The 12,135-nt window shown below is 59.8% G+C and carries 11 protein-coding genes and 1 pseudogene; 3 read left to right on the top strand and 9 right to left on the bottom strand.

Features of this window, described 5'->3' with window-relative positions; genetic code table 11:
* Window positions 1–29: 29 nt before the first annotated feature.
* A pseudogene (locus ACWYRJ_RS05815) lies at window positions 30–247 on the bottom strand (PadR family transcriptional regulator); the annotation flags it as partial.
* A gap of 239 nt (window positions 248–486) precedes the next feature.
* Here ACWYRJ_RS05815 and ACWYRJ_RS05820 point away from each other — a divergent pair.
* Complete coding sequence (locus ACWYRJ_RS05820) at window positions 487–1,257, top strand: siderophore-interacting protein (RefSeq protein ID WP_007372176.1); 771 nt, start codon at window positions 487–489, stop codon at window positions 1,255–1,257.
* Between the two features lie 103 nt (window positions 1,258–1,360).
* On the opposite strand, the gene ACWYRJ_RS05825 is transcribed toward ACWYRJ_RS05820, so the two are convergent.
* The 4 genes from ACWYRJ_RS05825 to dhaK form a co-directional block, all read right to left on the bottom strand.
* A complete protein-coding gene (locus ACWYRJ_RS05825; RefSeq protein WP_007372177.1) occupies window positions 1,361–3,010 on the bottom strand; it encodes a glycerone kinase in 1,650 nt (549 codons plus the stop codon).
* 74 nt (window positions 3,011–3,084) lie between these two features.
* The gene (gene dhaM / locus ACWYRJ_RS05830) at window positions 3,085–4,503 is read right to left on the bottom strand and encodes a dihydroxyacetone kinase phosphoryl donor subunit DhaM (protein WP_023336797.1); all 1,419 of its coding nucleotides are present in this window, start codon (window positions 4,501–4,503) and stop codon (window positions 3,085–3,087) included.
* A gap of 10 nt (window positions 4,504–4,513) precedes the next feature.
* The gene (gene dhaL / locus ACWYRJ_RS05835; protein WP_023336798.1) at window positions 4,514–5,146 is read right to left on the bottom strand and encodes a dihydroxyacetone kinase subunit DhaL; all 633 of its coding nucleotides are present in this window, start codon (window positions 5,144–5,146) and stop codon (window positions 4,514–4,516) included.
* A 10-nt stretch (window positions 5,147–5,156) separates the two neighbouring features.
* Window positions 5,157–6,227 carry a dihydroxyacetone kinase subunit DhaK gene (gene dhaK, locus ACWYRJ_RS05840; RefSeq protein ID WP_020077889.1) on the bottom strand — a complete coding sequence of 357 codons (1,071 nt, stop codon included), beginning with the start codon at window positions 6,225–6,227 and terminating at the stop codon, window positions 5,157–5,159.
* Window positions 6,228–6,782: 555 nt separating this feature from the next.
* Between dhaK and ACWYRJ_RS05845 the strand changes: the two genes are divergently transcribed.
* Together ACWYRJ_RS05845 and dhaR are read left to right on the top strand one after the other, a co-directional pair.
* Window positions 6,783–7,880, top strand: coding sequence for a glycerol dehydrogenase (locus ACWYRJ_RS05845; RefSeq protein WP_023336799.1), 1,098 nt, complete (start codon window positions 6,783–6,785; stop codon window positions 7,878–7,880).
* A 101-nt stretch (window positions 7,881–7,981) separates the two neighbouring features.
* Window positions 7,982–9,907: a dihydroxyacetone kinase operon transcriptional regulator DhaR gene (gene dhaR, locus ACWYRJ_RS05850; RefSeq protein WP_023336800.1), complete on the top strand. Its 1,926-nt coding sequence runs from the start codon at window positions 7,982–7,984 to the stop codon at window positions 9,905–9,907.
* Here dhaR and ACWYRJ_RS05855 read toward each other — a convergent pair.
* From ACWYRJ_RS05855 to ACWYRJ_RS05870, 4 genes are all read right to left on the bottom strand, one after another.
* Complete coding sequence (locus ACWYRJ_RS05855; protein WP_004210508.1) at window positions 9,885–10,415, bottom strand: cob(I)yrinic acid a,c-diamide adenosyltransferase; 531 nt, start codon at window positions 10,413–10,415, stop codon at window positions 9,885–9,887. The two genes, dhaR and ACWYRJ_RS05855, sit on opposite strands and share 23 nt — an antisense overlap.
* Complete coding sequence (locus tag ACWYRJ_RS05860) at window positions 10,416–10,769, bottom strand: glycerol dehydratase reactivase beta/small subunit family protein (protein WP_002917678.1); 354 nt, start codon at window positions 10,767–10,769, stop codon at window positions 10,416–10,418. It abuts the gene before it with no gap.
* A gap of 20 nt (window positions 10,770–10,789) precedes the next feature.
* A complete protein-coding gene (gene dhaT / locus ACWYRJ_RS05865; RefSeq protein WP_023336801.1) occupies window positions 10,790–11,953 on the bottom strand; it encodes a 1,3-propanediol dehydrogenase in 1,164 nt (387 codons plus the stop codon).
* 21 nt (window positions 11,954–11,974) lie between these two features.
* Window positions 11,975–12,135, bottom strand: a 161-nt coding sequence (locus ACWYRJ_RS05870; protein WP_455507557.1) for a GlcG/HbpS family heme-binding protein, incomplete at its 5' end; no start/stop codon positions are given.

Consider the following 12,135-nt stretch of genomic DNA (forward strand, 5'->3'; position numbering starts at 1 on the left):
GCGACTTCGTTGTTAGTGACGGAGATGCACTGGCGACGACCACCACCTCCGCCGCGACCGTGGCGGCGTCCGCACCCTGTTCGTGGTGATGTTCCTGGTGACAGCCTGCGTGGCGATGCTCTTCACTTTTGCAGCAGCCTGCATGGTGCTCACTGTGGCGGCTTTCGTGGTGATGTCCTTCACCCTTGCAGCAGCCTTCGTGTTGGTGCTCTGTATGTTTACAGCAACCTTCATGATGGTTTTGCATCATCGTCTCCTGATGTTATTTAGATATATCTAATTTATATCTAAAGTTTATCGACTTGCAAGTCTATAAAATAATTTTTGTTTAATTTGATGATTATTAATGGTTTTTATGGATTGCTGATAGCTGTTTAATCTCAAGCTGACTATATCAAAAAAGTGCTTGCAATCTTTTTGATTAGCAATCATTATCATTTAAAAATAAATTTAGATATATCGTATTATCTTCACGAAGGCGAAAAAATGACAAAAAACACCTCACGCTACCCACAGCGCGTGCGTAACGAACTACGTTTTCGCGAATTAACCGTGCTGCGCGTTGAGCGTATCGGCCAGGCGTTCCAGCGGATCGTGCTGGGGGGCGAGGCGCTGGATGGCTTTGTTTCACAAGGTTTTGACGACCACACCAAACTGTTTTTCCCGCAGGCGGGCAGCGTATTTACGCCGCCGGAAGTGACCGACGAAGGCATTAACTGGGGCGAGGGCGTGCGCCCGGCGACCCGCGACTACACGCCGCTGTACGATGCCGAACGCCACGAGCTGGCTTACGATTTTTATATCCACGATGGCGGTATTGCCAGTCGCTGGGCGCTGGAAGCCAACATCGGCGATAAGCTGGTGATCGGCGGGCCGCGCGGCTCGCTGGTGGTGCCGGAAGATTACGCCTGGCAGCTTTATGTCTGTGACGAGTCGGGCATGCCGGCGCTGCGCCGTCGCCTGCTGGGATTACGTCAGCTGCCGGTGACGCCGCAGGTGACGGCCATCGTCACCGTCGCGGATGCTTCGTATAAAGATTATCTGGCGGATCTCGACGGCTTTAATATCGAATGGGTGGTAGGCCACAACCCGGCGTTCGTCGCCGAGCGGCTGGCTCAGGTCAAGGTGCCGTCAGAAGATTATTTTATCTGGCTGACCGGAGAAGGCGGCGTGGTGAAATCGCTGCTGGCGCGCTTTGAGGAGCCGAGTATCGATCAGCAACTGGTGCGTTCGCAGGCGTACTGGCATAGCAAATAATCGGCAGTGTGGTAAACCCGGATGGCGGCGCGTTGCGCCTTCTCCGGGCTACCTTTCAATGGTGTTATGTCGCCCCGGTAAGCGCAGCGCCACCGGGTGAGGCTTAGCGTTCCGCCAGCGCCTTAAACACCATCGCCACCGCGTGGGCGCCGGGGTCCATATTGCCGAGCAGGCTCTCGCTATTGAGATAGGAGGCGCGTCCGGCGCCGGCTTTGCTCGACTGGCAGGTGCGATCCGCGCCGGCCTGCGCCGCGGCGAAAGCGGCCTGCAGATTATCCGGTTCGGCCAGCAGCGCCGCCAGCGCCGGCTGTAGAGCGTCAATCATCGTCCGGTCGCCCTCATCGGCGCCGCCGTAAAATTTCATCTGCCCCAGACCGGCGTTCAGCGCTTCCGCCATGCTGGCGCCTTGCTCCAGCTTCTGCCCGGCGGCGGTGAAGAAAATCGACATCAATACGCCGCTGGAGCCGCCCATCACCACCGTCAGGCGTTCGCCAATTAGCGCGAACAGCGTGGGTAAATCATTGAGCGGCAGTTGCTGGCGTTGCAATAGAGCGGCAATCTCACGCGCGCCAGCGGCGAAAGTGGAGCCGGTATCGCCGTCGCCCACTTTGGCGTCAAGCGCGTTGAGATGGGTTTCGAGGCCGGAGAGGGTGCTGGTCACCTGCGCCACGTAATCGCCCACCTGCGGGTTGGCCGATGGCGTAAAGGCGACGCGTGCGCTGGCGAGCGCGGACGGCATGATATTAACAGCCCGCGGCTGCACCGGCTTCTGCCAACTGGCGGTTTCGACATCCGACAGCAGCGCCTTTTCAATGCTCTCTTCCAGCACGATAGTGGTCAGCGAGAAGCCTTTCATATCCAGCGCCGTTACCAGCGAAGCCGGGCCAATCAACCAGTCAACGCGCGCATGGAGTGGGGTGTTGGCCAGCTCGCGGGTCAGAATCGCCATCTCGGCCACCGACACGCCGCCGAGATTATTGAGCATCACCGCCAGGCGGCCGGTTTCAGGTAGGGCGGCGGTCAGCTTCTCTACCATAATCTGCATGATTTCCGCGCTGTTATGGGTCGCGATCGTCGAGGCTCCCGGTTCGCCGTGGATGCCCATCCCCAGCTCGGCGTGGCCGGGCTGATGGCGCGGCGCGCTTTCCGCTTCCTGCGGCAGGTGACAGCTGGCCAGCGCCACCCCGATGCTGGCGGTATGGTTGGCGGCGTATTGCGCTTCACGCAGGACGGTGGCGAGGTTGAAGCCGCGCTCGGCGAAATAGCCCGCCACCTTATGCACAAGAATAGTCCCGGCGATACCGCGCGGCTGTTTGTTATCCGGCAGCGAAATATCGTCGCCGACGATCAGCATCTCTACGTTATAGCCAAGACGGCGCGCTTTCTCCGCCGCGAGGCCGAAGTTAAGCCGATCGCCGGTGTAGTTTTTAACGATCAGCAGACAGCCCGCCTCGCCGGTCACCGCCTGAATCGCGGTGAGTACCGCATCGACGCTCGGCGAGGCGAACAGATCGCCGCAGACCGCGGCGGTCAGCATGCCTTTACCAATAAAGCCGACGTGCGCCGGTTCGTGTCCTGAACCGCCGCCGGAAATCACCGCCACGTTGTTTTTATTCAGATCGCGGCGTACCACTACACGGATCGCCGGGTCGCTCTCCAGGCGGGCGAGGTTGTTCCACGGGCTGGCAATAATGGTTCCCTCGATCACGTCGTTAACGAGGCTGGCGCGCTGGTTAAAAAAGAATTGAGACATAGTGGTTCCTGATCAGTAAGCGAAAACTCACCCTCCGGAGGCGGGCCCCCGGAGTGGTAACGGTCAAAGTGGATTTAGCGACGAATAAGACGTTGCAGACGCATATCGAGCGTGATGGCTTCGCCAGGCTGAATATCATTCAGCGCTTCGCCCTGCTGGCATAGCCAGGCGATCCCCGCCGCGCGGGCGATAATCGCGCCGTGGGCCTGTTCGCTGCCGTCGCGCAGGCACAGGCCGGTGACCTTGCTGGCATCCAGTTGGAGTACAGTCGAGGGATAAATATTGTCGGCGATAATAATCGTCGGCTCACTGGCGAATGGCAGCGTCTCCTTAATACCCTGCAGATGGCGCAGCGTGCGCTGCAGAATATCGTCGACATCGATATAACGGGCCTGCAGATAGGCGTCATCCAGCTGACGATACTGCTGGCTGAGCTCCATCAGCACTTGATGCCACGCCCATTCCGCCGAGCACTGTTCGGTGAGCAGGCGATCGTTGGCGGCATCAAACAGATCTTCATCGTCGAGCAAGGTGTGATGACCGGCGAAGATCGCCGCGATATCGGCGTTAAATTTGTGTTCCGCCAGCTCGGTGAGCGCATTGAGATCGGCCAGCGTCTGGTCGATCGCCTGGCGCAGGCGCTGCTGCTCGCGGGCGATGTCGGCGGCGGCGGGGAGCGCCGGTTGGATCGGCGCCTGCGGATAAAGCATCGCGGCGCCTTCAACACGCGCAGGTATGGCGGGTTCCGCTGTCGGCTGCGCCTCCGGCGACTCGCCGAAGTTATCGGCGGCCAGCGCCTGAAACGCCGCCAGCGCCGCATCGGCGTCCGGACCGCGGGCCAGCAGGCGCAGCTTATCGTGGCGGCGCACCTGTAGCAGAGCGATTTGATTCAGACTGTCCGGGGTGACGCATTTGCCGTTTTTCTCCAGCACCAGGTCGGCGTTAAAACCCGCCAGCGCGGCGACCAGCTTTGATGCCGGACGCACGTGCAGGCCGTTGTGATTGTTAATAATGACTGAAACCGATTTAGCATCGCCGTCGTCAGCAAGCGTTGGGGCGGCGGCGTCAGGCGTGTGCGAAGGTAAACCCAGCTGAACCCGCTTGGCTTCCAGGGCGTTCATGGCATCGGCGATAACTTTGTCGATCCCGGCGCCGGAGGCGGCGCTGACGGTGGCCGCCAGCGTCCCTTCGACCAGCGGCGCGGCGCACAGCCGCACCTTTGCCGCCATCGCCGGATCGAGCAGATCGAGGGCGGTTTCGGCGCTGAGCAGGGCGCTGCCGATATCCATCATCACCAGAACATGGTCGGTATCGGCGACGGATTCGATCGCCTCCATGACTTTAATCGGATCGGTGCCGATCGGGCTGTCGGGATCGTCGATCCCGGCGGCGATCGCCAGCTTACAGCCATCGTTCATTAACATCTGCCGGGCCAGTTCTCCGACACCTTCGCCCAGCCGGGCGCTATGAGAAACAATAACCAGGTTTACCATCGCGATTTCCTTACTCTTTGGCGGCGGCAGCCAGCATCTGAACCATAAACAGCACCGAGGTCGCGCCGGGATCCTGATGCCCGATGCTGCGCTCGCCGAGATAGCTGGCGCGGCCTTTACGCGCCTGCATGGTGATGGTGGCGTGGGCGGCGCGCTCGGCCACTTCGCAGGCGGCATCCAGCGCGGCAGGGATAGACAGATGTTGCTCGCTGGAATGACGCAGGGATTCCACCACCGGCAGCCAGACGTCGCACATCGTCTTATCGCCCGGCTCCGCTTTACCACGGTTGACGACGCCGTCCGCGCCTTCGCGGATCATCTGATAAAGCTCGTCGAGGGTCAGGCTCTGATGCGCCTGGGTGACCTGGGCGGCGCGGATAAAGAAGGTGCCGAACAGCGGGCCACTGGCGCCGCCGACGTTGGAAAGCAGCGCCATCCCGGTATTCTTGAGAATAAAACCGATGTCTTTATCGGCGATCGACGGCAGCTTTTCGACCACTTTGCTGAAGCCGCGATGCATATTGAGGCCGTGGTCGGCGTCGCCGATCTCTTTATCAAGGCCGGTGAGAAAATCGCTCTGTTTGGTGAAAATGTCGCCACAGCGGTACAGCCAGTCGACGATTTGCGTTCTGTTCAGTGACATGTCGTGCTCCTTATTTTCCCCAGTTCAGCGCTGGGGTATGGACCGGGGCGTCCCATAACGCCAGCGTGTCATCATCCGCTTTCAGCAGGGTGATGGAGAAACCCGCCATATCCAGCGAGGTGCAGTAGCTGCCGATGAGGTTGCGTTCAATCACAATGCCGGACGCTTCGCAGCGCTGGGCAAGGCGGTTGTAAACGCCGTACAGTTCGGAAAGCGGGGTGGCGCCGAGGTTATTGACCAGCGCGATAACCCGATCGCCGTTTTGCAGCGCGGTTTTGCTCTGTTTCACTTCCTGCCACGCTCCCTTGACGTTATCCCACTGGCGCAGCGTGCGGCTGTATGCGCCGTTTTCCAGCAGGGTATCGAACATCTCATCGACGGTTTGGTCGAGCGAGCTGAAGCGGCGGCGGTCGATACCCGGCTCGCCATGGATGCCGACGCCGAACTCCATCTCATCATCTTTCAGGGTAAAGGAGGGCTGTCCGGCGGCCGGTACGGTGCAGGCGCCCAGCGCGATGCCAATCGAGTGACCAAGGTTATTTAAACGGCGGCCCAGTTCAGCGCAGGCTTCCAGCGAGTCGCCGCGTTCGGCGGCGGCGCCGACCAGTTTTTCAATCAGCACGGTATTGGCGACGCCGCGGCGTCCGGCGGTATAGAGGCTGTCTTTTACCGCCACGTCGTCATCCACCACGACGGTGGTAACCTTAACGCCACTTTCGTGCAGCAGCTCGGTGGCGGTCTCAAAATTCAGGATGTCGCCGGTATAGTTTTTGATAATCAGCAGGACGCCTTCGCCGCCGTCAATCTGCATCGCGCATTCGAACATTTTGTCCGGCGTCGGCGAGGTGAAAATTTCCCCCGGACAGGCGCCGGAGAGCATGCCCTGGCCGATGTAGCCGCAGTGCATCGGTTCGTGTCCGCTGCCGCCGCCGGAGAGCAGCGCCACTTTGCCGGCGACCGGTGCATCAGCGCGGGTGACATAGACCGGGTCCTGGTGCAGCGTCAGTTCAGGATGCGCCTTCGCTAGGCCGATAAGCTGTTCACTCAGTACATCTTCCACACGGTTAATCAGTTTTTTCATTGTTTATGCTCCGTAGGGTAGGGGGAGGTCGCCTGTCTATAAGGGTAGCCCGGCGATGTAGTGATTCTGGCTGAGCGGGCGCAAAATAAAATGCCGTCAAAATTGATTCCATAACGGAACGTAGAAAAGAATTTTTGTTCCTTTATGGAACATTAATTGCCGATAAACAGGAGAAATGCGAGCCAGCGCTAATAATTTGTCCGTTTTTTTCTGCTATCAGAAATGGGGCAAGGATGATTTTTTTCGCCATTGTGCCGCATTGAGGCAATTTTCTGCGTTAAAGAGGGGAGACGATAGCGGCTTTTTTGCCAAAATGATCCGATCGCGATCGCAATCCCATCGCTTTCTCAGTCACATTGTTTCAATGTGAAACGCATTATTTTTTTATCTGTTTCAGAACAGAACAAAAAGGGAAAAATTTTTTTCGCCGCGGCTCGCCCTACAGTGGATGCATCGCTCCGGCAGCGTGGCTGTAAGCGCCATTGATATCAGGCGCCGCGGCATGACGGCCTGGGCTCACGTGTCAACATACGCACTTATTTGAGGGTGAAAGAAATGCTAAAAGTTATTCAATCTCCAGCCAAATATCTCCAGGGACCTGATGCCGCCATGCTGTTTGGCGAATACGCTAAAAACCTGGCCGACAGCTTTTTTGTTATCGCCGATGACTTCGTGATGAAGTTGGCGGGCGACAAAGTATTGAACGGCCTGCATAGCCACAATATTAGCTGCCATGCGGAACGGTTTAACGGCGAGTGCAGCCATGCGGAAATCAACCGCCTGATCGCCATTCTTAAGCAGCACGGCTGCCGCGGCGTGGTGGGTATCGGCGGCGGGAAAACCCTCGATACCGCGAAGGCGATCGGCTATTATCAGAAGCTGCCGGTGGTGGTGATCCCGACAATTGCCTCAACCGATGCGCCGACCAGCGCGCTGTCGGTTATCTACACCGAGGCGGGCGAGTTTGAAGAGTATCTGATCTACCCGAAAAACCCGGATATGGTGGTGATGGACACGGCGATTATCGCCAAAGCGCCGGTACGCTTGCTGGTGGCCGGGATGGGCGATGCGCTCTCCACCTGGTTTGAAGCCAAGGCCTGCTTCGATGCGCGAGCCACCAGCATGGCGGGCGGGCAGTCCACGGCGGCGGCCTTGAGCCTGGCGCGCCTGTGCTATGATACGCTGCTGGCTGAAGGCGAAAAAGCACGCCTGGCGGCTCAGGCTGGAGTGGTGACCGATGCGCTGGAGCGTATTGTCGAAGCCAACACCTATCTGAGCGGTATCGGTTTTGAGAGCAGCGGCCTGGCCGGCGCGCACGCGATTCACAACGGTTTCACCATCCTTGAAGAGTGCCACCATCTGTATCACGGTGAGAAAGTGGCCTTCGGTACCCTGGCGCAGCTGGTGCTACAGAACAGCCCGATGGACGAGATTGAAACGGTGCTGGGCTTCTGCCAGCGCGTCGGCCTGCCGGTGACGCTCGCGCAGATGGGCGTCAAAGAGGGGATCGACGAGAAAATCGCCGCGGTGGCGAAAGCCACCTGCGCGGAAGGGGAAACCATCCATAATATGCCGTTTGCGGTGACCCCGGAGAGCGTCCATGCCGCTATCCTCACCGCCGATCTGTTAGGCCAGCAGTGGCTGGCGCGTTAATTCGCGGTGGCTAAACCGCTGGCCCAGGTCAGCGGTTTTTCTTTCTCCCCTCCGGCAGTCGCTGCCGGAGGGGTTCTCTATGGTACAACGCGGAAAAGGATATGACTGTTCAGACTCAGGAAACCGGGAAGGTGGTCTCTTCCGTCATCGCCCAGTCATGGCACCGCTGCAGCAAGTTTATGCAGCGCGAAACCTGGCAAACGCCGCACCAGGCCCAGGGCCTGACCTTCGACTCCATCTGTCGGCGTAAAACCGCGCTGCTGACCATCGGCCAGGCGGCTCTGGAAGACGCCTGGGAGTTTATGGACGGCCGCCCCTGCGCGCTGTTTATTCTTGATGAGTCTGCCTGCATCCTGAGCCGTTGCGGCGAGCCGCAAACCCTGGCCCAGCTGGCTGCCCTGGGATTTCGCGACGGCAGCTATTGTGCGGAGAGCATTATCGGCACCTGCGCGCTGTCGCTGGCCGCGATGCAGGGCCAGCCGATCAACACCGCCGGCGATCGGCATTTTAAGCAGGCGCTACAGCCATGGAGTTTTTGCTCGACGCCGGTGTTTGATAACCACGGGCGGCTGTTCGGCTCTATCTCGCTTTGCTGTCTGGTCGAGCACCAGTCCAGCGCCGACCTCTCCCTGACGCTGGCCATCGCCCGCGAGGTGGGTAACTCCCTGCTTACCGACAGCCTGCTGGCGGAATCCAACCGTCACCTCAATCAGATGTACGGCCTGCTGGAGAGCATGGACGATGGGGTGATGGCGTGGAACGAACAGGGCGTGCTGCAGTTTCTCAATGTTCAGGCGGCGAGACTGCTGCATCTTGATGCTCAGGCCAGCCAGGGGAAAAATATCGCCGATCTGGTGACCCTCCCGGCGCTGCTGCGCCGCGCCATCAAACACGCCCGTGGCCTGAATCACGTCGAAGTCACCTTTGAAAGTCAGCATCAGTTTGTCGATGCGGTGATCACCTTAAAACCGATTGTCGAGGCGCAAGGCAACAGTTTTATTCTGCTGCTGCACCCGGTGGAGCAGATGCGGCAGCTGATGACCAGCCAGCTCGGTAAAGTGAGCCACACCTTTGAGCAGATGTCTGCCGACGATCCGGAAACCCGACGCCTGATCCACTTTGGCCGCCAGGCGGCGCGCGGTGGCTTCCCGGTGCTGCTGTGCGGCGAAGAGGGGGTTGGGAAAGAGCTGCTGAGCCAGGCTATCCACAATGAAAGCGAACGGGCGGGCGGCCCCTACATCGCCGTCAACTGCCAGCTATATGCCGACAGCGTGCTGGGCCAGGACTTTATGGGCAGCGCCCCTACCGACGATGAAAATGGTCGCCTGAGCCGCCTTGAGCTCGCCAACGGCGGCACCCTGTTTCTGGAAAAGATCGAGTATCTGGCGCCGGAGCTGCAGTCGGCCCTGCTGCAGGTGATTAAGCAGGGCGTGCTCACCCGCCTCGACGCCCGGCGCCTGATCCCGGTGGATGTGAAGGTGATTGCCACCACCACCGTCGATCTGGCCAATCTGGTGGAACAGAACCGCTTTAGCCGCCAGCTGTACTATGCGCTGCACTCCTTTGAGATCGTCATCCCGCCGCTGCGCGCCCGACGCAACAGTATTCCGTCGCTGGTGCATAACCGGTTGAAGAGCCTGGAGAAGCGTTTCTCTTCGCGACTGAAAGTGGACGATGACGCGCTGGCGCAGCTGGTGGCCTACTCATGGCCGGGGAATGATTTTGAGCTCAACAGCGTCATTGAGAATATCGCCATCAGCAGCGACAACGGCCACATTCGCCTGAGTAATCTGCCGGAATATCTCTTTTCCGAGCGGCCGGGCGGGGATAGCGCGTCATCGCTGCTGCCGGCCAGCCTGACCTTTAGCGCCATCGAAAAGGAAGCTATTATTCACGCCGCCCGGGTGACCAGCGGGCGGGTGCAGGAGATGTCGCAGCTGCTCAATATCGGCCGCACCACCCTGTGGCGCAAAATGAAGCAGTACGATATTGACGCCAGCCAGTTCAAGCGCAAGCATCAGGCCTAGTCTCCTCGATACGCGCCATGGAGAACAGGGCATCCGACAGGCGATTGCTGTAGCGTTTGAGCGCGTCGCGCAGCGGATGCGCGCGGTCCATGGCCGTCAGCAGGCGTTCGAGCCGACGGGACTGGGTGCGCGCCACGTGCAGCTGGGCAGAGGCGAGATTCCTCCCCGGGATCACGAACTGTTTTAACGGGCCGCTCTCGGCCATATTGCGGTCGATAAGCCGCTCCAGGGCGGTGATCTCCTCTTCGCCGACCGTCTGGCTCAGGCGGGTCAGGCCCCGCGCATCGCTGGCCAGTTCAGCCCCCAGCACGAACAGCGTCTGCTGAATATGGTGCAGGCTTTCCCGGAGCCCGGCGTCGCGGGTCGTGGCGTAGCAGACGCCCAGTTGGGATATCAGTTCATCGACGGTGCCGTAGGCCTCGACGCGAATATGGTCTTTCTCGATGCGGCTGCCGCCGTACAGGGCGGTGGTGCCTTTATCCCCGGTGCGGGTATAGATACGATACATTCAGTTTCTCTCACTTAACGGCAGGACTTTAACCAGCTGCCCGGCGTTGGCGCCGAGCGTACGCAGATGATCGTCGCTATCGGTGACGTGTCCGGTAGCCAGCGGCGCGTCCGCCGGCAGCTGGGCATGAGTGAGGGCTATCTCGCCGGACGCGCTGAGCCCTATACCCACCCGCAGGGGCGAGCTTCTGGCCGCCAGGGCGCCCAGCGCAGCGGCGTCACCGCCTCCGTCATAGGTTATGGTCTGGCAGGGGACCCCCTGCTCCTCCAGCCCCCAGCACAGCTCATTGATGGCGCCGGCATGGTGCCCGCGCGGATCGTAAAACAGGCGTACGCCTGGCGGTGAAAGCGACATGACGGTCCCCTCGTTAACACTCAGAATGCCTGGCGGAAAATCGCGGCAATCTCCTGCTCGTTGCCTTTACGCGGGTTCGAGAACGCATTGCCGTCTTTCAGAGCCATCTCAGCCATGTAGGGGAAGTCGGCCTCTTTTACTCCCAGATCGCGCAGATGCTGCGGAATACCGATATCCATCGACAGACGCGTGATAGCGGCGATGGCTTTTTCCGCCGCGTCGAGAGTGGACAGTCCGGTGATATTTTCGCCCATCAGTTCAGCAATCTCGGCGAATTTCTCCGGGTTGGCGATCAGGTTGTAGCGGGCCACATGCGGCAGCAGGACAGCGTTGGCCACGCCGTGCGGCATGTCGTACAGGCCGCCCAGCTGGTGCGCCATGGCGTGCACGTAGCCGAGGTTGGCGTTATTGAAAGCCATCCCGGCCAGCAGAGAGGCATAGGCCATGTTTTCCCGCGCCTGCAGATTGCTGCCGAGGGCCACGGCCTGGCGCAGGTTGCGGGCGATGAGGCGGATCGCCTGCATGGCGGCGGCGTCCGTCACCGGGTTAGCGTCTTTGGAGATATAGGCCTCTACGGCGTGGGTCAGGGCATCCATCCCGGTCGCCGCGGTCAGGGCGGCCGGTTTACCGATCATCAGCAGCGGATCGTTGATAGAGACCGACGGCAGGTTGCGCCAGCTGACGATCACAAACTTCACTTTGGTTTCGGTGTTGGTCAGGACGCAGTGGCGGGTGACCTCGCTGGCGGTGCCGGCGGTGGTATTGACCGCGACGATAGGCGGCAGCGGGTTGGTCAGGGTCTCGATTCCGGCATACTGGTACAGATCGCCCTCATGGGTGGCGGCGATGCCGATGCCTTTGCCGCAATCGTGCGGGCTGCCGCCGCCCACGGTGACGATGATGTCGCACTGTTCGCGGCGAAACACGGCGAGGCCGTCGCGCACGTTGGTGTCTTTCGGGTTCGGCTCGACGCCGTCAAAGATCGCCACCTCGATCCCGGCCTCCCGCAGATAATGCAGGGTTTTGTCCACCGCGCCATCTTTAATTGCCCGCAGGCCTTTGTCGGTGACCAGCAGGGCTTTTTTCCCCCCCAGCAGCTGGCAGCGTTCGCCGACTACGGAAATGGCGTTGGGGCCAAAAAAGTTAACGTTTGGCACCAGATAATCAAACATACGATAGCTCATAATATACCTTCTCGCTTCAGGTTATAATGCGGAAAAACAATCCAGGGCGCACTGTGCTAATAATTGATCCTGCTCGACCGTACCGCCGCTAACGCCGACGGCGCCAATTACCTGCTCATTAAAAATAACTGGCAGGCCGCCGCCAAAAATAATAATTCGCTGTTGGTTGGTAAGCTGCAGAC

This window comes from Enterobacter sp. (genome assembly GCF_977039595.1).

Bases quoted from the DNA above. Each gene is read 5' to 3' on its own strand.
- ACWYRJ_RS05820 (WP_007372176.1), top strand. From the start codon at position 487: ATGACAAAAAACACCTCACGCTACCCACAGCGCGTGCGTAACGAACTA.
- ACWYRJ_RS05825 (WP_007372177.1), bottom strand. From the start codon at position 3,010: ATGTCTCAATTCTTTTTTAACCAGCGCGCCAGCCTCGTTAACGACGTG.
- dhaM (WP_023336797.1), bottom strand. From the start codon at position 4,503: ATGGTAAACCTGGTTATTGTTTCTCATAGCGCCCGGCTGGGCGAAGGT.
- dhaL (WP_023336798.1), bottom strand. From the start codon at position 5,146: ATGTCACTGAACAGAACGCAAATCGTCGACTGGCTGTACCGCTGTGGC.
- dhaK (WP_020077889.1), bottom strand. From the start codon at position 6,227: ATGAAAAAACTGATTAACCGTGTGGAAGATGTACTGAGTGAACAGCTT.
- ACWYRJ_RS05845 (WP_023336799.1), top strand. From the start codon at position 6,783: ATGCTAAAAGTTATTCAATCTCCAGCCAAATATCTCCAGGGACCTGAT.
- dhaR (WP_023336800.1), top strand. From the start codon at position 7,982: ATGACTGTTCAGACTCAGGAAACCGGGAAGGTGGTCTCTTCCGTCATC.
- ACWYRJ_RS05855 (WP_004210508.1), bottom strand. From the start codon at position 10,415: ATGTATCGTATCTATACCCGCACCGGGGATAAAGGCACCACCGCCCTG.
- ACWYRJ_RS05860 (WP_002917678.1), bottom strand. From the start codon at position 10,769: ATGTCGCTTTCACCGCCAGGCGTACGCCTGTTTTACGATCCGCGCGGG.
- dhaT (WP_023336801.1), bottom strand. From the start codon at position 11,953: ATGAGCTATCGTATGTTTGATTATCTGGTGCCAAACGTTAACTTTTTT.